Here is a 20,186-nt window from a genome sequence, read left to right as displayed (position 1 = left end):
TACGATATTAGGCATATGAAAGAAATATGCCTTAGTTATTTTACTTAAAGAAAAATAGTGTATAGTAATATACAATCGGTGCTATTAATAGTATACTATCGAATCTATCGAGTATTCCACCATGTCCAGGCATCACATTGCCAAAGTCCTTTATTCCAACAGTTCGTTTTATTTTTGAGGCAACTAAATCTCCTGTTTGAGAAATAAAGCTACCTAAAAACCCCAAAATTGTAGAATGGACTAAGAAGTCCGGTAGGAATAAATAGGAGAAGATAAATGAAGCTAAAGTACTCCCCAATATTCCACCAACAAAACCTTCAATAGTTTTTTTAGGACTAACCTCTGGAAATAGTTTCTTAGGTCCAAAAATCTTTGTTCCAAAAAAGTTTCCAGCAAAATAGGCTGAAGTATCCGCCGACCAAGCTATAATAAAAATGAACCATATTAACATATTTGAATCTAGTGTCGATGTTAAAATAATATGTAATAAGAAATATGATATGTATAGAAATCCTAATAACGTTATGGAAATATCAGTAAGTGCAACCTTTTTATTGAACAGAAAGATCAATAACACCGCAAAGGTTATCAATAAAAAAGTGAAATTCACATAAAAACTTGAAACTGTGAAATACATAAATATTGTAAATATATATCCTAAGTAGCTTAGGGGATATATTTCTATCTGGTTAAAGGAATGATAAAATTCTTTAAGAGCTATTAATACAACTACAAGAGTTGATAATTTTAAAACCATTCCACCACTCATTACGATAAAAATAAGAAGAGGTACCCCTATAGCACCTGATAGTATTCTCTTTAGCATAAATTCACCATCCCATAGATATCAGCTTTGAATCAAAAACTTGCATAATTGAGGAAATTGCATAATTCTAATTTGGCTAAGTTCCATAATAACCGGGATATAACTCTAGGGCATTTAAGACTATATGTAGTAGTAAGTTTTTGAAAATTGTAATTATGCAATTTGCTCAATTAATAGTATCAATTTTGAAATAAAATATGCATATAACTTTACTGATACCTTATTTAATGCCACCAAACCTTCTTTTTCTTTGCTTAAAATCTTCAATAGCTTGTATTAAATGTTCTGATGTGAAGTCAGGCCAATACACATCAGTAAACCAAAATTCGCTGTAGGCTATTTGCCATAAAAGAAAATTACTTATTCTTTGCTCACCACTTGTTCTTATAAGCAAGTCCGGGTCCGGTATATTTCTAGTATATAGATACGCCGAAAAAATACTTTCGTCTATATCTTCCATTTTAAGATCATTATCTAAAACAGCCTTTGTGATATTCTTTACGGCATTGATTATATCTGATTTACCACCATAATTTAAAGCTATATTTACAGTAAGCCCTGTATTTTCTTCTGTCATTTTTGTAGCTTTCTCAATTTCTATTATTGCTTTTTTAGGTAATTTTAAAACATCTCCGATTATATTTATCCTTACATTATTACTGTGTAGTTCGCCTATTTCTTTTCGTAGATATATAACAAGAAGCTCCATAAGTCCATTAACTTCTTTGGGAGGCCTCTTCCAATTTTCCGTAGAAAAAGCATACAACGTCAAATACTCAATGTCCATATTTGAAGATGTTTCTATAATATCCCTTAAGGCTTCTACTCCAGCTTTATGACCAGAAATTCTAGGTAGGTTTCTTTTCTTTGCCCACCTACCATTTCCATCCATAATAATCGCTATATGTCTAGGTAAACCCATCTTCTCTGTTTTATCACTTATACTACCCTTTATTATCTTCTTTAGCATGTGCTTTAAACCCTCCGAGACGCTAAAACATTTAACCCTCCATGTAAGGAGGGCTAAAAATAGCTAACCGTTATTATAATAGTATTGTCAAAAACCTGCTGTCTTACAACTCTACATTCATTATTTTTATGTTCGCTCTTTAAAAATGGCGATAAAGTTTCCCTTATAGATACTTGATAATCTTTTTTGAAATCTTCTAATATTTTAGAAGCATCTTCTAAACCAATACCTACTAAATCAGGTATCTTCATTTAATCTATACCTCCAAAATTTCCGCTTCTTTTTTAGATATTAGTTCTTCAACATCCTTAATGTATTTATCCGTTAGCTTTTGAACTTCATCCTCTGCTTTCTTTAAATCGTCTTCAGTAAGTTCATTACTTTTTTGCATTTTCTTTAGCTTGTCATTGGCATCTCTACGTTCATTACGAATAGCTACTTTTATTTCCTCACCGGATTTTTTAACTACCTTTTGAAGATCTTTTCTTCTCTCCTCAGTTAACATGGGTATAGCAAGGCGAATAACCTTACCATCATTTGAAGGGTTTATCCCTAAGTCAGATTGCATAATGGCTTTTTCAATATCTGCTATAGCATTCGAATCATATGGCTGAATAACCAATAGCCTAGGTTCTGGGGCACTGATACCTGCAATTTGCTTTAACGGAGTCTCTGATCCATAATAATTAACATTAATTCTGTCAAGTAATGATGGATTAGCTCTACCAGCTCTTATACTATGTAACTCTTCTTTAAGCACTACAATTGATTTTTTCATTTTTTCCTCAAAACTCTTATGAACCTCTAACATAAATCCTCCTCCTTTACATAAGTACCAATTCTTTCTCCTAATATAACCCTTTTAATATTTTCAGGGTTTTTAAGACTAAATACTATTATAGGGATTTTATTATCCATACATAGAGAAGTAGCAGTAGAATCCATAACCTTTAACCCTCTATTTAAAACTTCAATATAAGTAAGTTCATCGAATTTTTTTGCATTTGGGTTTTCAACTGGATCACTATCATATACACCATCTACCTTTTTAGCAAGTAATATTACTTCCGCTTCTATTTCTGCAGCTCTCAGTGATGCAGTAGTATCCGTAGAAAAATAAGGATTTCCAGTTCCCGCAGCAAATATTATCACTCTACCCTTTTCTAAATGTCTAACAGCTCTTCTTCTTATATATGGTTCAGCAATTTGCCTCATCTCAATAGCTGTTTGAACTCTAGTTAATATGCCAATATTCTCTAAAGAATCCTGTAAGGCCAAGGAATTGATTACTGTAGCTAACATTCCCATATAATCGGCTGTAGTGCGATCCATACCTTCACTACTTCTACCTCTCCAAAAATTGCCTCCACCAACAACGACAGCAACTTCCACACCTAATTCAATTACTTCTTTAACTTGCTCAGCAATAGAATCGATTACTTCTTGATTAATGCCAAACCCCTTCTCACCTGCTAATGCTTCACCACTTATTTTTAATATGACTCTCTTATATTTGGGCCTCACAGCATTTACCCTCCGTTCTATTAATTCTACAAAAATAATAAAATACCTTCTATATATATAAATCACAATAAACTTTTCTATGTGTTATAAAAAAGAGAACACAATAGTGCTCTCTATTTTTAGTTTTCCTAAATTATAAGTTATTAATACAACTATTTATTTTGCATTTGCTTAGCAACTTCTTCAGCAAAATTTTCTTCTTTCTTCTCAATACCTTCTCCAACTTCAAATCTTGCAAATCTTCTGATATTAAGGTTTTCACCGATTTTTGCTATTTTTTCGTTTAATAGTTCTTGAATAGTAATATCAGGGTTTTTAATGAATGGTTGCTCTAAAAGACAAACTTCTTTATAATACTTTTCAATTCTTCCTACAACCATTTTGTCAACTATTTTCTCTGGCTTTCCTTCATTTAAAGCTTGATGTCTAAGAATTTCTTTTTCTTTTTCAATTACCTCAGCAGGTACTTCTTCACGACTTACGTATAATGGATTTGAAGCAGCTACTTGCATCGCTACATCTTTACCAAAAGTTTGGAACTCTTCGTTTTTAGCAACGAAATCAGTTTCACTGTTTACTTCTACTATAACACCGATTCTGCCGCCATGTATGTATGATGAAACTATACCTTCTGCTGCTATTCTACCAGCCTTCTTAGCTACTTTAGCTAAACCCTTTTCTCTTAGTAACTCAACAGCCTTTTCCATATCACCATCGGCCTCAACAAGAGCCTTTTTACAATCTAACATACCTGCACTAGTTTTTTCTCTTAGTTCCTTTACCATTGAAGCAGTTACTGCCATTTTAATTCCTCCTCTTTACACTATAACTATAATAAAAGGTAAGAGTAGTAAGGGAGAGTTTTCCCTTAATGCCCTTACCATTAAAGTTAAAATTTATATTTTATTTTTTATTCTGCTACTACTTCTTTTGGAGCTTCTTGAGTCTCTTCCTCTGTATCAAATTCCTCGCCTTGTCTACCTTCAATAACAGCTTCAGCAATTTTACCAGTTATTAATTTAACTGCTCTTATCGCATCATCGTTACCCGGTATAACATAATCCACTTCATCAGGATCACAATTTGTATCAACAATAGATATTATTGGTAAACCTAATATTTGAGCTTCTTTAATAGCGATTCTTTCTTTTCTTGGATCTACTATAAATAAAGCATCTGGAATACCATTCATAGTCTTAATACCATTTAAGAATTTTTCTAATTTTTCTTTTTCATTTCTAAGCTTAATTACTTCTTTTTTAGGAAGAACATTGAAAGTTCCATTCTCTTCCATAGTTTCAAGTTCTACTAGTCTATCAATTCTTTTCTTTATAGTTTGATAGTTCGTTAACATTCCACCTAACCATCTTTGATTAACATAGAACATTCCACATCTTTTTGCTTCCTTTTCAACTGCTTCTTGAGCTTGTTTTTTTGTACCTACGAAAAGAATCTTCTTTCCTTCAGCAGCTAAACTCTTAACAAACTCATATGCCGCATCCATCTTTTTAACAGTTTTTTGTAAATCAATGATATAAATACCATTTCTTTCTGTAAAGATGTACTCAGCCATTTTAGGATTCCATCTTCTTGTTTGATGTCCAAAGTGAACCCCTGCTTCAAGTAATTGCTTCATTGAAATTACACCCATTAATTACACCTCCATGGTTTTTTCCTCCGTCTCGGTCATTTCCTTAAAGAACCATCAACTTGGCACCAATTTAAGAATTTCGAGACGTGCGTATTTATTACCTTAAGTAGTATAACATATAAGATATTGATTGTGCAAGAAAAATATAAAAAATTCCTCTATACTACGGAAAAATAACACTCAAAGTTTATTATAACCAAAAAAAATATATATAACCATTTAATCAAGGAAATTGCATAACTCTTACTTTGCAAAATTTCATATGCTAACATCATCATTAAGTAGTAGATGGTTTTTGTAGAAAGTAATTATGCAATTTGCTCAATCAACTTTTGTTTAGATTAATGATTAGCATTACTTCTCCTATACCAATGTTAAGTGTTCTAGCAATCTGAGGAATGCTCATTCCTTTATTTTTGAGTTCTTTAATTTCAGAGCTTTTTTTATCAATACTTTGCTCTTTATCTAAACTTGCTTTATCATCTATTTTATTTTTATTATTATTTTCATTTTCATGGTTTGCTTCTATTATATTCTCATTTTTAAAGCTTATTTCTCGACTTTCTGTTGCCTTTATATTTACTTGTTCTATTTTTGTTTCAAGCATATTATATTTCTTTTCTATTTCATCAATCGTATTGTTAAACGTAATATTTATTTCATCAATAACACTTTCTAGGGAATCTAAGGTCAAGGATAGCTCATCATCAGTGCTATGATATATTTCTTCAGTTGAATTTTCAACCTTAGATTTAATCTTAATGATTATGGCTGATAATAAAATAATCAGTATACCAATTACTAAAAATATCCAACTTAACATTCTACACCCCATTATACTTTTATATCTATTTTAGAATCATTATTTTTTTTAGATTTTTTGTCTTCACTGTAAATGCATTTAACTTTGTCTTCATTATCATTATTGCTTCTAACCTGTGGGTTCTCTTTTTTGTCCTTTGTATTAACCTTTTTTAATTTCTTTTCTTCAACCTTTTTATTTTTCATCTGGGCCTGCTGTAAAAGATTCTCACTTCTATTCACCATATTTTGATTTATTTTCGAAACATTCTGTGATTTTGGCATGAGAACCTGCATATCAATAGGTCTAATAGACATATTATCAACTCCTTCTCAAATTAGGAGCAATTACTATTTCACCATTTTCCTTTAACAAAGTAACATTACTCAATATATTTTTAACTATATAATGTGAATTATTGATTCTAATATTGGTTCCAGGATGAATTTCTTCACTGCTTACCTTGCTATGCCTTAAAGCTTCAATTACAGAATATAAGGTCTTAATATGCTGGTCAAGCATTTTAAGCTCCTTAGTGCATTGCTCCCTTGTCTTTAAATATTTATTTAAGAAAATCTTCTTTTTAGAGTCTTGATTTTTTTTAATCTGTAGAACCTCAATTGCTTGATTAACCTTTCCCAGGCTTATCTTTTTCTCTTCAATTGATGTCTTTGTATTTTTTATATCTATAAGCAAGTTTTCATCAATACCTAATTTAATTTTAGTAATAGAACCTATTTGGCTTCCGATAGTCTTGGCTATGACTTCTTCTCTTACATATATATCGCCACCTAATATTAGTCCCTTTTTCTTAGCAGCTATAATCTTTCCCATACACTTTATATGGCAATGAATTAAAGCATCACAAATTATATCTCCCTCGGCTTCAGCATGGCAATTTTCCATGAAATTAGAGATTATATTACCCTCTGAGACAAGCTTAGCATTGTTATGAATGCCTTTGTGAATAATGATATTTTTTGCTATGATTTCTGCTCCTTCAACTATACCTTCTACCTCTACATCCTCTCCTGATCGAATAATGTATCCACTTTCTACATTACCCTTCACTAAGACCTTTCCTTCAAATCTAATATTTCCCGTAGCAACACCTACGTTTTGATTAATTTCAAGGACTTTAATTACGCTAATTTTCCCATCTTCAGCCTTTATCTCACCATTGGCATTAGCTATTAAAGATATTCCATCTTCAGATTCAACCACGTTTTTACCCTTTTTAAAGTTAAAAAGCTTGCCCTTCTTTGCCCTTATAGTTCTATTGGTCACCGTTTGACCATCCCTTGATTCTGTTGGTAATATCTTCTTAGCTAGTACTTCTCCTTTTTTAGCTTGTTGTATAAAATTTAATTCCTTATGATCAACTTTTCCATCCTCCAGATGCTTTGGTTTTATCTTTTTTTTCAAATCAAAATAATATTCAATTCTTCCATCTATTCCATTTACATGCCTTTCTCCCTTAGCAATAGGTACTTCATAAATATTATAGGGATTAAGAACTATCTCATCTACTACATCATTTTTTATTCCAAAAGTAACATTACTTTCCTTTAGTGCATTCAATATATCATTTTTATCGATAGAAATTTCTTCATCACCAGATACAATGGTTATATAAGCTTCATAATAATCGTTTGATAAACTGATATTTATATCTATAGATTTTTCATTCTTCAAATCTCCATCAAAAATTTCCTTCTTACCTCTATCAACATAATTATCCATTCCCCCACCCACTTTACGCATATATATTATTTAAACAATTTTTTAATTTCACAATACATTTTGTATGAAGCTGAGAGACCCTTGATTCAGAGATATTTAATATCTTTGAAATCTCTTTATAAGTTAGTTCAGAAAAATAATAAAGCTTTATAATCATTTTTTCTCTTTCAGGCAATTTCTCTATTGTCATATTCAAAATCTTCTTTGTTTCATTTTTTAAATAATTAGATTCAGGCCTAGTCTCAAAATCCTCGGAGATAATGTTAAAATTACTATTCTCAGACATCTTATCATCAAGGGATACAACAGAAAAAATAGAAACCTCTGAAAGAAATATCTTCAACTCTTCTAATGACATATTAAGCTCATTGGCTAGAATATCATCATCAATATTCAAACCATAGCTACTTTGAAGCTTTGACATGGCCTCTTCAAACTTTCTATATTTTTGTCTGGTAGATCTTGGTACCCAATCCAAACTTCTTAAATGGTCAATAATAGATCCTCTAATACGAAAGTTGGCATAGGTCTCAAATTTCACATTCTTATCAGGGTCAAATTTTTCTATTGCATCAATCAATCCTAAAATACCATAGCTAACAATATCGTCATATTCTACATTTGAATTATATGAATGATATAGTCTGCCTGATATAATTTTTACAAGCTCAATGTTTTCAACTATTAGCCTATCTTTTATTTCCTTAGATTTATTTTTTTTATATGCTTTTAATAATTCTATATTAGCCATAAACTATATCCTTCTCCCTAGATTAATATACATAAAACAAATTGTATAATCACCAGCTTTAAAAATTACTAAAGACAACCAACATTAAGGGTTAATAAATTTTCAAAATAAAAATGTAGAAGCCCTCATCAAAATCTAAAGTAATACTTTTACTAAAATTCCTTGATACCATGACCAATTGTCTTAACCGTGAGCTTACCGTTTAAGGAATGGAATTCTATTGTTCTTCCATAACTACCACCTGTATCTTCAGCTTTAATAGGTATACCGTAGGTTTTCAATAACTTCTTAACTGCAATAACATTTCTTTCACCAATTTTCATTATATCGCTTTTGCTAGCAAAAGAAAACATTTGGGCACCGCCTGCTATTTTACTGATAAGACGATGTTTTACAGCACCTTTTTTTACCATCTCTTTAATAAGTAAATCTATTCCAGTGTCGGCAAATTTATATAAATTACTATTATTCCTAATACTTTTACTACTTGGAAGCATTATATGGGCCATTCCAGATACTTTTACTACAGGGTCATAGAGGCAAATCCCAACACAAGAACCTAGTCCCAATGTCGTCAATATTCCCGGTGATTTTGTTGTTTTTAAATCAGCCATTCCAACCTTTACTAAATCACCCATCGCTCGGTACTCCTAAGCTATTTAATAATACGTCATATGAATCATAATCCGGAACCAGAAAGAAAAAGCCTCTAACATTATCATGACCTTCCATAAATGCTGTCTCAATTATAAGTATTTTATCACTAACTTGCCCAAATTCAATAGCAGGTACACTGAGTATTGCCCCGGCCATATCAATAGCTAGTGATGGAATAGATATTTTCATATTCAATCCTGTCAAACCCGATAACGATGAAACATAGGCCCCAGAAAGAATATTGCCTATTTCCTTTAATGCCGATTTTGCAAAATCGTCAATTTCATTTAGCTCATATCCATTCATCAGTAAATTAATTAAGGTTTTTGACGATTCAATCTCTAAAAGAAACATTATACTTCCATTTAAATCTCCTTCTATTTCAAAGAAAATACTGCAAACTAGAGTTTCTGCTCCACCAATCAAATCTGCTACATCTGAAAAATCTAGGATATTAACTTTAGGAACTGTCATGTCAATCTTTTTATTTAGCATTTTAGCTAAGGCTGTAGTAGCATTACCAGCTCCTATATTACCAACCTCTTTCAATATGTCAAGAACTAATGCATCCATATTATTTAGATAATTATTCATATTAGCACTCCTCATTAATTATATATAGGGTTTTCATAGTATAATTTAATTTATACATGGACAAGTATGCGATGGCTTTGGGCATTTTGGACTTGTATAAGTTAAAGTCTATACTAAAATCCCTATAGAGAGTTTAGGTTAAATCTTAATCTATGCATATCTAAATACTCGATCTTAAAGTTTTTCAGACATATAAAATTCAATAATTTTATTTTAATTTCTATATGTCCTTTTCAATATCATTTATATCTAGTATCTTTTGAAGGTCGATAATCATAATAATGCGTTCATTTTTCTTCCCAATACATTTAACAAAGTTTTCTTCACTATTGCCCTTAAGGGATGGAGCTTCTTCAACATCTTCTTCCGATAATTGGATAACTTCCGACGAAGAGTCTACGATCATTCCAACTGTTATTTCATCTAATTTAACGATGATTATTCTTGAATTCTCGTCATATTCTTTATCCGCAAGTTCAAATCTTTTTCTCAAATCAATTACAGGTACAACGTTACCCCTTAAATTTACAACACCTTTTATAAATTTTTTTGTGTAAGGTACACGGGTTATTGGCATAACCTTTTCTATGGTCTCTACATTGTGAATATCAATGCCATAGTATTCGTTATCCAATTTAAAAAGAACATATTCTTGAATAGACATACGCTTCCTCCTTTTACGATGACTTATTGAACAATCTTCTTAGTCAATTTCTATACATTTTAGAATAATGAATTTGGATCTACTATTAAAGCTATTTGCCCATTTCCTAAGATTGTAGCTCCAGCTATAACTTTTATTCCCGATAAGTATTTCCCTAGGGATTTTATTACGACCTCTTGTTGACCTATTAAGTTATCCACCACAAGCCCAGCCGTTCTGTCGCCCTTCTTCACAACTACAATTATCATTTCCTCTTTATCCTGTGAAGCAGTATCAACTTGAAGAATATTATTCATTCTTAGTATTGGTAGGGTACTATTTCTAAATAGAACAACTTCTTGATTATGTACTTTTCTTATAGTATTTGACTTTATTGTTGCTATTTCCTTAATTGAATTCAATGGAAGTGCATATTTTTCTTCACCTATTGTAACCATTAAAGCTTGTATAATTGCTAAGGTCAGCGGTAATCTGATAACAAACTTAGAACCCTTCTTTGCTTCTGAATGAACCTCAACTAATCCACCTAGGGATTCAATTTTTGTTTTAACTACATCAAGTCCAACTCCTCTTCCCGAGATGTCAGAGATTTTTTCTGCCGTACTAAATCCAGGCTTAAATAAAAGATTTATTATCTCCTGATTATTCATATTAGCAACGGCTTCTTGGGATATTATGCCCTTTGACATAGCCTTATCCTTTACCTTCTCTATGGAAATTCCTTTACCATCATCCTCTACTTCTATTACAACAGTATTTCCATCTGGGTATGCCCTTAAATATACATTACCAGCCTTAGGCTTCTCTAATTTTTCCCTCTCCATAGGCTCTTCTATACCATGATCAATAGAATTCCTTAATAAATGTATCAATGGATCTCCTATTTCATCAATTACAGTTCTATCTACCTCTGTTTCTTCACCCGTCATAAATAGATTTATTTCTTTACCTAATCCTTTAGTTAAATCACGAACCATTCTCGGGAATCTATTGAATACTCTTTCAATAGGAACCATTCTTACCTTCATAACTGCATCATGTAGACTAGTGGTTATTCTTTCAAGGTATTCAACGGCTTCATTCATATTTGCATTTACCTTTGAATCCTCTATATCTTCTAATCTAGTCTTTATAATAATCAATTCACTTACAAGATTCATTAAGTTATCCAAACGATCAATATCTACCCTTACGGTTTTAGAAGTTTTTGTTGTTCTCGATTTAGTCTGATTTGGCCTAACATTATTAGGTGATTGATTCTTTGTATTAGTCTTTTCTTTCTTTTCAACTGACTTGTCCTCATTGCTAGTATTAATATCCCTTTGGTTTTGAATTTTTTCTACTATTACTTCTTCTATTTCCGATATGTTTTGTATCTCATTTTTAACTGTCAAACCATCTAATTTAGTAATATAGATGATCTCAAAGAAGTCATTAAACTTTTCATCCTCTATTTCCTCTGCACTAGGTCTAGATTTTATGATCTCACCGAATTTTTCCATGGTATTAAATACAATAAAGGCTCTAGCTGCTTTCAACATACAATCGGAATTCAAAACAACCTTGATCTTAAAGGAGTTAAAGCCACTCTTGCTTGCCTTACCTATAACATTAGATGTGATTTCTTCAATATCAATTGTAAATTCTGCTTCAGTATTATTATGATCTTCTTCTATACTTTCTTCAACCTCGATTTGTACTGGATCATCATGATTCATAATTCCAGTTAGTTTTTGTATCAATGGTTTAGGGTCAAGATCTCCTTCAACACCATTTTTAGTTAGCTCATTAACATATTCCTCAAGGGTATCAAAGCATTCAAATAATACGTCAATAATATACTCATTCACTTCAATTTCTTTATTCCTAATGGACTGAAGAACATTTTCCATCTCATGGGTTAAGTTTGCCATTCTTACATATCCCATTGTTCCAGACATTCCCTTTAGGGTATGGGCAATTCTAAATATTTCATTTAAAAGACTTAGGTCATCGGTAGCAGCTTCTAGCTTCAGAAGCAATTGATTCATGTTTTGAAGATGTTCCTTAGACTCTTCAATAAAAATGTCAAGATACTGATTCATATTCATATCCATATTCTACCCCTCCACTGCTTTTGTTATTTCATCACTAATATCATAAATTGGTAATACCTTGTCAACGATTCCAAGCTTTATTGTTGACTTAGGCATTCCAAAAACAACACAACTTTCTTCATCTTGAGCAATTATGTATGCTGAATTCTCCTTTAACTTTTTAAGCCCCTGAGCCCCATCAGCACCCATTCCAGTAAGAATAACGCCAATAACATTTCTAATTCCTGTATCAGCTATGGAACCCATTAATACATCAACCGATGGTCTATGACCCGATACTGTTGGGCCACCATCTAGGTGTATTTTAAGTTGATTATTCTCTTTAACAACAACCATATGATGGCCACCCTGTGCAATATAAGCATGACCTGGGAGAAGTATATCATTATGCTCTGCTTCCTTAACACTTATTTCACATATTGAGTCCAGTCTATTTGCTAAGGATTTTGTGAATCCTGAGGGCATATGCTGTACAATGACAATTGCTGCATCTATATCCTTTGGTATACTTGGTAAAAGGTTTTGTAATGCTCTTGGACCTCCTGTAGATGTACCGATGGCTACAACTTTTTTAAAAGTGGTTTTTTTCACACCCAAATCCCTAGTTTTTCTTGGATATGTCTTCCTTATTTCCCCACGAGGTGAAGTATTTAAAAGAACTTTTTTTCTAAACTTTACCTTTGAAGCAACAATGATTTTATCAAGTAAATGCTTTCTCATATCTTCCACATTTATTTTAAATATATTACTTGGCTTAGCTATAAAATCCACTGCCCCAAATTGTAGTGCCTTAATAGTCTCATCAGCACCTTTTTTAGTTAAACTACTTAGCATCAATACTGGGACCGGGCAATTTTCCATTATTTTTTGAAGTGCATCCAATCCATCCATCTTTGGCATTTCAACATCTAGGGTTACAACATCAGGTTTTAGCTTTTCTATCTTAACTAATGCATCTTCTCCATTTCTAGCTGTATCAATAACCTCGATATCAGGATGGGAATTTATAATATCTGAAAGTATCCTCCTCATAAAAGCCGAATCATCTACTACAAGAACCTTTATTCTAGACATCTATATCAACCCCTTTTTAATTATTTTTCTTTGGCTATCAAAGACAAATGAAATTATTTTTGAACGATTTTTTTCATCAATAGATGTAAATGAAACTCCTACATCATACTTTAATATGGAATCCGGCATTGGATCGCATCTCACAATTTTTCCAAGGGCCTCTATGGCTTCATCATCAATGTATATAATACATTTAACAGCAGTATGCTTTTGTATTTTTTCTTTAGTAATTATTCTTAGTCCACCACCACTTATATCTTTACTTATAGCTGGCACGGTTTTTACAGTAACCCCATTTTCAATTATTTCCAAATTTATATTCAGAAGAATACTCAGTCTGTAAAAGTCTCTCCTTTGAAAATGCCTTATATCACTGTGCTTCTTAACAAATAATACTGTTAAATTCCCCTTTTTCTTCCTATCAATAATTTCACCTATAAAATAGAATTTCCCTTTACTATCCTTATTAAAAACAATAGTCACATTGCTTCCAACCGATATAGGATAAATCGTTCCTTTGTGAATCGGAGCAGATATACTTATGATACTGTCATTTAAAACCTTTACTATATCACTTTTCATCTTTAGAAAAGAACTACCTTTTTCAATTTCTATTTCAATGTTATCACCGATATTTAACAAATTAGTAATTTTCTTTTCCAAAAGAAGTCCTCCTTAATTTCTGTAAAACTAAATTTTATTGAATAGATTATTAACAAAACGCTTAAAGCTATTTACATTTTTTACCTCATTTTTCTTATTAATCAGATTATATGCTATAAGATCAATTCCCTTACTCGCAACAGAATTAGGAAACTTTAGGATAAAGGGTTTTTGTTCTCTAACTGATTTCCTTACGGCTGAATCTTCATATATAAAGCCTAGGTTTTCTACCTCAAAATCTAAAAATCTTTTAGTAGCTGAGTTTATCTTATTATACACCTCATAGCCTTCTTTACTTGACTCGATGCGATTGACCATCAATTTAACGGATTTATTACTTCTTCTGATATTTTTAATTAGTGCATATGCATCTGTGATAGAAGTAGGCTCGGGAGTTATAACTATAACAACCTCATCGGATGCTTCTATAAAAGATACAACAGAACTATTTATGCCAGCCCCCGTATCTATTAATATATAGTCGGAAATCTCATTAAGTAAATAAAAGTTAGATATTAGATTATCGATCTCTTCCCTAGACAAATCAATTAAATCATTTATTCCTGAACCTCCTGATATGATATTGATCCCATTAGGCCCCTTATTAATTATATCAAGTATACTGGCTTCTCCTCTCATTACATTAGCCAAAGTAAACCTTGGAACCATACCTAAGACAACATCCACATTGCCAAGTCCTAAATCTGCATCTATTATGGTAACTTTTTTATTTTTTTTACTGAGTGCAATACCTAAATTAATAGTAAAATTAGTTTTTCCTACTCCACCTTTACCACTGGTCACAGCAAGTACCCTTGCACCAGTCTCCGGCTTTTGGTTCATTTTAATTATCTTATTATTATTTTGTCTAAAGCTGCTTATGAGTTCTCTTAAGTTAGTGGCTTGATCATTCATATTAATCACCTACAAACGTATTGACAAGATTTTCCATATCAACAATTTCAATATCATCGGGAACACTTTGTCCAATGGTTAAATATGATAAGGGCTTAGAAGTAAGAAATTTTGCATTAAGAATATTACCTAAGCTTGACGACTCATCTGCTTTAGTAAATATCAAGCTGTAATCCTCTAAAAATTCATATGATTTTACTATATCTTCAATGTTATCATAGGAAGTAGTCAAACTCAAAAGAAGAAATATATCCGGCGATTCAACATAGTCTATAAGACTTTTTAATTCCGTTAACAATTCCTTATTTTTATGATTTCTTCCAGCGGTATCAATGAAAATATAATCTTTATCTGAATACTTTTCGATGGCATCCTTTACTTCACTTGGTTCATAAATAACAGTTAAAGGAACATCTAAAATCTCACTATAGGTTCTTAGCTGGTCAACAGCAGCAATCCTATATGTATCAGCAGTAATAAATGCAACAGAACGCTTGTTTATTATAGTTTGTTTTGCTGCAAGCTTTGCAAGGGTTGTAGTCTTTCCAACACCCGTTGGCCCCGCAAATAATACTACATTCTGTTTGCCTAATTTGTTCTCCATGGCATATGGTGTTCCCAGATAGTCCTTTAAAATTATTTTTAAAGCATTTTTAATAGATTGCTCATTTCCATTTGATATACTTATCTGCCTTTTAACAATAGATAAAATTTTATCGGTAACTGGCTTTATCACACCTTTTTCCTCAAAGATTTTTTCATACTTGCTAAGGATACTATTGTTTTCCTTTGAAGGCTCATCCTGCATTTTGCCAAGTACCGTTGAAAGCATGGATTTAATTGAGTTTATATCTTCATTCATATTGTTTATATCTATTAAACTTTCATTTTCAACTTCATTCCTGGAAATTATATTCTGTTTTACTTGATTTCTACTTGGAGAATATTCGGGTTTTATATCCTCTTTTCTGCTGGAATCTATAGCAGCTACCACTTCTACCAAGGGCTTCTTAAATAATCCTTTCAAACCTCGTTCTTTAATCTTCCTTGTATGAAGAATAATAGCATCTCTTCCTAATTCATTTTTTACTTTTATCATAGCTTCTTGTACATCCTTAGCTAAATATCTCTTAACTTTCATCTATATTTTCACCGTCCCTATAGACTGAATATCAACATCAGAATCTAATTCATTATAAGATAAAACAATTAAATCAGGAATAATCTGCTCAGTCAAGCTTTTAAAATAATACCTTACTATGGGTGCAGTTATTACTATAGGCTGTTCTCCTATGGATACCAGCTTTTGAATTTCTATAGAAAGATTATTCAATATTACCTGTGTGACACTAGGCTCTAAGGATAGATATGAACCGTGTTCCGATTGTTTAATTGATTCCATGATCAATTTCTCAACATCAGGTTCCAGCATAACAACTTTAGCTCCTTTATCGGGTATATATTGTTTAGTTATAGTCCTACCCAGTGCTTGTCTAACATACTCGGACAACATGTTTGCATCCTTTGTTATTAGACAATAATCAGCAAGGGTTTCTAATATTGTAACTAAATCTCTAATAGATACCTTTTCCCTCAATAGATTAGATAAAACTTTTTGTATTTCTCCATATGACATGAGCTTTGGTACCAGTTCATCAACCAAGGCTGATTGACTTTCCTTAACATTATCAATAAGGGTTTTAACCTCTTGTCTACCCAGTAATTCATAGGCATATTTCTTTATGATCTCAGTTAAATGAGTTGATATTATCGATGATGGATCTACCACCGTATATCCTAGAATTTCAGCCTTTTCTCTATTATTGTCGGTTACCCATTTAGCAGGCAATCCAAAGGCCGGTTCTATAGTATCAATTCCATCAATATTACCTTCAACATTACCGGGATTCATGGCAAGATAATGATTGAACATTATACTTCCCTCTGATACCTCAGTTCCTTTTATTTTAATTAGATATTTATTGGCATCTAATTGTATATTATCCCTAAGTCTAATCATCGGTACAACCATACCTAATTCCAATGCAATTTGTCTTCTTATCATAACTAATCTATCGAACAAATCACCACCTTGATTTGGATCAGCTAAAGGTATGATTCCATAACCAAATTCTAATTCTATAGGATCAACCTGCAACAATGGTATAATGTTTTCTGGTTTTCTTATTTCTTCAACCTCTGCTTCCTCTACTTCCTCTAATTCTACGCTTTCACTCTTGATAATTTCACTACGTAATATATAGCCTAGATATACAAAGGCTGCTGACAACATGAAATAGGGAGTGTTGGGAAGGGGTGTAATACCTAATACAAATAGAACCCCCGCTATAATGAACATTATCTTTGGCTGTCTAAATAGCTGCTGTAGCAAATCATTCCCTAAATCAGAGTCAGAGGCAGCTCTAGTAACAACAATACCTGTTCCCGTTGAAATCAGAAGGGCTGGAATCTGGCTAACAAGACCATCACCAACGGTTAGTAGAGTGTATCTCTGTATTGCCTCGGATATCTCCATGCCATTCATAAACGAACCAATTATAAATCCTGCAACAATATTTATAATTGTTATAATAATACCCGCTATTGCATCATTCTTAACAAATTTACTTGCTCCATCCATAGCTCCATAAAAATCAGCTTCTTTTTGAACTCGAGTCCTACGTTCCCTAGCTTCACTTTCTGTGATCAATCCGGAATTTAAGTCTGCATCAATAGCCATTTGCTTACCTGGCATGGCGTCTAAGGTGAAACGAGCAGCTACTTCGGAAACCCTCTCTGACCCCTTTGTAATAACTAAAAATTGAATAATTATTATGATCATAAATATAATGAAACCTACTATTGCGTTACCACCTATAACAAAATTACCAAAGGCTTCAATTACATTACCCGCATTTCCATCCTTTAAAATATATCTAGTTGTAGATATATTTAAGGATAACCTAAAAAGTGTGGTTATAAGCAGTAATGATGGAAACACTGAAAATTGTAGTGGTTCCTTATTATATATGGAAATTAGTAATATTAACAGTCCAAGAGAAATATTTATACTCAATAATAGATCCAATACTACTAGTGGGACAGGTATTATAATTATTATTACAATGGCTATTATAGCTAAGGCAACAATAATATCGCCAAATTTCATCTAAGTTCCTCCTAATATAGCACTTAGTATATTTCACTATCTAAGATAATTTAATATTTAAAAATATATCGTACATTTTATACGATTATTGATTTTTCAAACTATAAATGTATGCCAATACTTCTGCAACAGCGTGATATAAGTCCGGAGGTATAAACTCTCCAATATCTACTGTGGCAAAAAGCTTTCTGGCAAGGGGTTTATTTTCAAAAAGGGGAATATCATTTTCTTTTGCTATTCTCTTAATATTTTGAGCTATTAAATCCTGTCCCTTTGCTATAACCCTTGGTGCTTCCTGAGAATCGTCATTATATGCTAAGGCAACGGCAAAATGGGTTGGATTTGTTATAACTACATCTGCCTTAGGGACATCCTGCATCATTCTTTGCATAGCTATTTGACGTTGTTTTTCCTTTATTTTTGACTTGATTTTCGGATCCCCTTCTGTTTGTTTATACTCTTCCTTTATTTCTTGTTTGGACATTTTCAGCCCTTTTTCATGCTCCCATTTTTTATAATAGTAATCAATGATTGCTAAAACCAATAAAACCAATGCTGATCTAATAACGATATTCAAAACCAAACTCCAGGCATATTCAACGGTTTGTTCTATATTCATGTCAAATACATTTAATATATTATTATATTCTTTAAGTAAATAGCTAGAAGTCACATATATAAGTACAAATGTCTTGAAAAGAGATTTTAATAACTCTACAATGGACTTCATTGAAAACATTCTTTTTAATCCGCTTATGGGATTAAGCTTACTAAGCTTCATAGTAAGGGTTTTTGTAGTGAAAAGAAAACCTACCTGCATATAATTACATATCAGTCCAACTGCCAATGAAATAAGTAATAAAGGCAAAGACAGTTTTAAAATAAAAAATAAAGTCTCACTTAAAAACTTAGTTATATTTTTATAGGTATAAATGGAGTTTATATCACTTGAATAAGCTAAAACCTTGTGATAGAATTTATAGAACTCTAAATACCAGTACTTCTTAAACAAGTTCATGGATAAAAAAACAGCAAGCAGTACCAATGCCGAATTTATTTCCTTACTTTGAAGAACTTGCCCCTTCTCTCTTGCTTCTCTTCTACGCTTTGGCGTCGCCTTTTCAGTTTTTTCACCAGTGAAAAGCTGCAAATTTATTTTAAGTTTTTGCATTTCATCATCCTTTTACTGCACTGTTTATGAATTCCTTAATATAATCAAACATGATGCCGAAAATATTTCCAAATATTTCAAAGTAAATTGGTAGTATTATAAATATAGTAATAAGTCCAATAAAAATCTTTAATGGCATACCCACAACAAAAACATTCATCTGCGGCATTGCTCTAGATAGAACCCCTAGTAGAACGTTAGTGGCAAATATAGTTATCATTATTGGAGCCGCCATTTTAAATCCTAAAACAAAAGCAGTTCTCATTATTTCGATAACTTTATCAACAAACAAGAGATTAACATTTTCATAACCAATAGGTATGACCTTAAAGCTATGCAAAACAGCTTTTATTAAAATATGATGTAAATCTGTCATCAAAAATACCATTATAGCCATTACATAAAACAAATTAGATGTAATGGGAATTTGAGTCTCGTCCTGGGGATTTATAACACTAACCATGGAAAATCCAATATTCCTATCTATTATAGTACCAGCAATATATATTGAAGAAAGAATCAAAAGGGATATAAATCCAAACACAAGACCAATAAAAAATTCAAATATCATATAATATAGCAGCTGATAAATACTCATTATATGTATAGCCGGTGATAACGTAACAATTGGAAGAGCTATATAGGTTAAAAATCCCGCTAATCCTATTTTTAAAGTTCTAGGAATATTTTTACTACCAAATACAGGAGTTAATAAAAAAATGCCACTAACTCTTGAAAAAACTAAAAAAAGTATAATTGACCTTTCCATTATATCCATATATTTTCTTCCAATCTAATTAAATGGGCAAATTGCATAACCATATTTAGATTATGTGAATTTTACAATTTGCCATGAATTTTACAGCAATTATTTATTCGAAGTAATTTAATAACTCTTACTTGGCTAAGTCTAATA

Annotated in this window: 22 protein-coding genes; all 22 read right to left on the bottom strand. The window is 31.8% G+C overall.

Annotated features, from left to right (window positions below; all coding sequences use genetic code 11):
• Positions 1–40 precede the first annotated feature (40 nt).
• The 22 genes from N4A68_07210 to fliR all read right to left on the bottom strand — a co-directional run bounded on the left by N4A68_07210 (position 41) and on the right by fliR (position 20,048).
• Positions 41–826, bottom strand: a complete 786-nt coding sequence (locus N4A68_07210) for a phosphatidate cytidylyltransferase (protein MCT4564095.1) — start codon at positions 824–826, stop codon at positions 41–43.
• A gap of 220 nt (positions 827–1,046) precedes the next feature.
• Positions 1,047–1,796 (bottom strand): isoprenyl transferase, encoded by a 750-nt coding sequence (locus N4A68_07205; GenBank protein MCT4564094.1) that lies wholly within the window; start codon positions 1,794–1,796, stop codon positions 1,047–1,049.
• 53 nt (positions 1,797–1,849) lie between these two features.
• Entirely contained in the window at positions 1,850–2,047 is a 198-nt protein-coding gene (locus tag N4A68_07200; GenBank protein ID MCT4564093.1) for a hypothetical protein, read from the bottom strand.
• Between the two features lie 5 nt (positions 2,048–2,052).
• A complete protein-coding gene (frr, locus tag N4A68_07195) occupies positions 2,053–2,607 on the bottom strand; it encodes a ribosome recycling factor (protein MCT4564092.1) in 555 nt (184 codons plus the stop codon).
• Entirely contained in the window at positions 2,601–3,320 is a 720-nt protein-coding gene (gene pyrH / locus N4A68_07190) for a UMP kinase (protein ID MCT4564091.1), read from the bottom strand. Before pyrH ends, frr begins: the two co-directional genes overlap by 7 nt.
• Before the next feature lie 152 nt (positions 3,321–3,472).
• Positions 3,473–4,123 (bottom strand): translation elongation factor Ts, encoded by a 651-nt coding sequence (gene tsf / locus N4A68_07185; protein ID MCT4564090.1) that lies wholly within the window; start codon positions 4,121–4,123, stop codon positions 3,473–3,475.
• 107 nt (positions 4,124–4,230) lie between these two features.
• Positions 4,231–4,971, bottom strand: a complete 741-nt coding sequence (gene rpsB / locus N4A68_07180; GenBank protein MCT4564089.1) for a 30S ribosomal protein S2 — start codon at positions 4,969–4,971, stop codon at positions 4,231–4,233.
• 325 nt (positions 4,972–5,296) lie between these two features.
• A complete protein-coding gene (locus N4A68_07175) occupies positions 5,297–5,794 on the bottom strand; it encodes a hypothetical protein (protein MCT4564088.1) in 498 nt (165 codons plus the stop codon).
• An 11-nt stretch (positions 5,795–5,805) separates the two neighbouring features.
• Positions 5,806–6,090 carry a hypothetical protein gene (locus N4A68_07170; GenBank protein ID MCT4564087.1) on the bottom strand — a complete coding sequence of 95 codons (285 nt, stop codon included), beginning with the start codon at positions 6,088–6,090 and terminating at the stop codon, positions 5,806–5,808.
• A 4-nt stretch (positions 6,091–6,094) separates the two neighbouring features.
• Complete coding sequence (locus N4A68_07165) at positions 6,095–7,516, bottom strand: FapA family protein (protein ID MCT4564086.1); 1,422 nt, start codon at positions 7,514–7,516, stop codon at positions 6,095–6,097.
• 13 nt (positions 7,517–7,529) lie between these two features.
• Positions 7,530–8,267 (bottom strand): FliA/WhiG family RNA polymerase sigma factor, encoded by a 738-nt coding sequence (locus N4A68_07160; protein ID MCT4564085.1) that lies wholly within the window; start codon positions 8,265–8,267, stop codon positions 7,530–7,532.
• A 152-nt stretch (positions 8,268–8,419) separates the two neighbouring features.
• Entirely contained in the window at positions 8,420–8,905 is a 486-nt protein-coding gene (locus tag N4A68_07155; GenBank protein ID MCT4564084.1) for a chemotaxis protein CheD, read from the bottom strand.
• Positions 8,898–9,518 carry a chemotaxis protein CheC gene (locus N4A68_07150; protein MCT4564083.1) on the bottom strand — a complete coding sequence of 207 codons (621 nt, stop codon included), beginning with the start codon at positions 9,516–9,518 and terminating at the stop codon, positions 8,898–8,900. The genes N4A68_07155 and N4A68_07150 overlap by 8 nt, the downstream gene beginning before the upstream one ends.
• A 220-nt stretch (positions 9,519–9,738) precedes the next feature.
• The gene (locus N4A68_07145) at positions 9,739–10,182 is read right to left on the bottom strand and encodes a chemotaxis protein CheW (GenBank protein MCT4564082.1); all 444 of its coding nucleotides are present in this window, start codon (positions 10,180–10,182) and stop codon (positions 9,739–9,741) included.
• Between the two features lie 59 nt (positions 10,183–10,241).
• Positions 10,242–12,272: a chemotaxis protein CheA gene (locus N4A68_07140; protein MCT4564081.1), complete on the bottom strand. Its 2,031-nt coding sequence runs from the start codon at positions 12,270–12,272 to the stop codon at positions 10,242–10,244.
• 9 nt (positions 12,273–12,281) lie between these two features.
• The gene (locus N4A68_07135) at positions 12,282–13,352 is read right to left on the bottom strand and encodes a chemotaxis response regulator protein-glutamate methylesterase (GenBank protein ID MCT4564080.1); all 1,071 of its coding nucleotides are present in this window, start codon (positions 13,350–13,352) and stop codon (positions 12,282–12,284) included.
• The gene (locus N4A68_07130) at positions 13,353–14,015 is read right to left on the bottom strand and encodes a flagellar brake protein (GenBank protein ID MCT4564079.1); all 663 of its coding nucleotides are present in this window, start codon (positions 14,013–14,015) and stop codon (positions 13,353–13,355) included.
• Positions 14,016–14,042: 27 nt separating this feature from the next.
• Positions 14,043–14,930, bottom strand: a complete 888-nt coding sequence (locus N4A68_07125) for a MinD/ParA family protein (GenBank protein ID MCT4564078.1) — start codon at positions 14,928–14,930, stop codon at positions 14,043–14,045.
• A gap of 1 nt (position 14,931) precedes the next feature.
• Positions 14,932–16,071, bottom strand: coding sequence for a flagellar biosynthesis protein FlhF (gene flhF / locus N4A68_07120; GenBank protein MCT4564077.1), 1,140 nt, complete (start codon positions 16,069–16,071; stop codon positions 14,932–14,934).
• The gene (flhA, locus tag N4A68_07115) at positions 16,072–18,099 is read right to left on the bottom strand and encodes a flagellar biosynthesis protein FlhA (protein ID MCT4564076.1); all 2,028 of its coding nucleotides are present in this window, start codon (positions 18,097–18,099) and stop codon (positions 16,072–16,074) included.
• Between the two features lie 85 nt (positions 18,100–18,184).
• Positions 18,185–19,270, bottom strand: coding sequence for a flagellar biosynthesis protein FlhB (gene flhB / locus N4A68_07110; protein MCT4564075.1), 1,086 nt, complete (start codon positions 19,268–19,270; stop codon positions 18,185–18,187).
• Between the two features lie 4 nt (positions 19,271–19,274).
• Positions 19,275–20,048, bottom strand: coding sequence for a flagellar biosynthetic protein FliR (gene fliR / locus N4A68_07105; protein MCT4564074.1), 774 nt, complete (start codon positions 20,046–20,048; stop codon positions 19,275–19,277).
• Between the last annotated feature and the right edge of the window lie 138 nt (positions 20,049–20,186).

Source organism: Maledivibacter sp. (assembly GCA_025210375.1).
Lineage (GTDB): Bacteria > Bacillota > Clostridia > Peptostreptococcales > Caminicellaceae > JAOASB01.
The sequence above is the reverse complement of the archived record's forward strand: the minus strand, read 5'-3'. Positions and strand labels throughout refer to the sequence as shown.

Excerpts from the sequence above, each read along its gene's own strand:
- N4A68_07140 (MCT4564081.1), bottom strand. The coding sequence starts at position 12,272 with ATGAATATGAATCAGTATCTTGACATTTTTATTGAAGAGTCTAAGGAA.
- N4A68_07125 (MCT4564078.1), bottom strand. The coding sequence starts at position 14,930 with ATGAATGATCAAGCCACTAACTTAAGAGAACTCATAAGCAGCTTTAGA.
- N4A68_07210 (MCT4564095.1), bottom strand. The coding sequence starts at position 826 with ATGCTAAAGAGAATACTATCAGGTGCTATAGGGGTACCTCTTCTTATT.
- N4A68_07155 (MCT4564084.1), bottom strand. The coding sequence starts at position 8,905 with ATGGGTGATTTAGTAAAGGTTGGAATGGCTGATTTAAAAACAACAAAA.
- frr (MCT4564092.1), bottom strand. The coding sequence starts at position 2,607 with ATGTTAGAGGTTCATAAGAGTTTTGAGGAAAAAATGAAAAAATCAATT.
- N4A68_07135 (MCT4564080.1), bottom strand. The coding sequence starts at position 13,352 with ATGTCTAGAATAAAGGTTCTTGTAGTAGATGATTCGGCTTTTATGAGG.
- N4A68_07175 (MCT4564088.1), bottom strand. The coding sequence starts at position 5,794 with ATGTTAAGTTGGATATTTTTAGTAATTGGTATACTGATTATTTTATTA.
- N4A68_07150 (MCT4564083.1), bottom strand. The coding sequence starts at position 9,518 with ATGAATAATTATCTAAATAATATGGATGCATTAGTTCTTGACATATTG.
- flhA (MCT4564076.1), bottom strand. The coding sequence starts at position 18,099 with ATGAAATTTGGCGATATTATTGTTGCCTTAGCTATAATAGCCATTGTA.
- rpsB (MCT4564089.1), bottom strand. The coding sequence starts at position 4,971 with ATGGGTGTAATTTCAATGAAGCAATTACTTGAAGCAGGGGTTCACTTT.
- N4A68_07165 (MCT4564086.1), bottom strand. The coding sequence starts at position 7,516 with ATGGATAATTATGTTGATAGAGGTAAGAAGGAAATTTTTGATGGAGAT.
- N4A68_07200 (MCT4564093.1), bottom strand. The coding sequence starts at position 2,047 with ATGAAGATACCTGATTTAGTAGGTATTGGTTTAGAAGATGCTTCTAAA.
- flhB (MCT4564075.1), bottom strand. The coding sequence starts at position 19,270 with ATGCAAAAACTTAAAATAAATTTGCAGCTTTTCACTGGTGAAAAAACT.
- N4A68_07170 (MCT4564087.1), bottom strand. The coding sequence starts at position 6,090 with ATGTCTATTAGACCTATTGATATGCAGGTTCTCATGCCAAAATCACAG.
- N4A68_07145 (MCT4564082.1), bottom strand. The coding sequence starts at position 10,182 with ATGTCTATTCAAGAATATGTTCTTTTTAAATTGGATAACGAATACTAT.
- flhF (MCT4564077.1), bottom strand. The coding sequence starts at position 16,071 with ATGAAAGTTAAGAGATATTTAGCTAAGGATGTACAAGAAGCTATGATA.
- tsf (MCT4564090.1), bottom strand. The coding sequence starts at position 4,123 with ATGGCAGTAACTGCTTCAATGGTAAAGGAACTAAGAGAAAAAACTAGT.
- N4A68_07160 (MCT4564085.1), bottom strand. The coding sequence starts at position 8,267 with ATGGCTAATATAGAATTATTAAAAGCATATAAAAAAAATAAATCTAAG.
- N4A68_07205 (MCT4564094.1), bottom strand. The coding sequence starts at position 1,796 with ATGCTAAAGAAGATAATAAAGGGTAGTATAAGTGATAAAACAGAGAAG.
- fliR (MCT4564074.1), bottom strand. The coding sequence starts at position 20,048 with ATGGATATAATGGAAAGGTCAATTATACTTTTTTTAGTTTTTTCAAGA.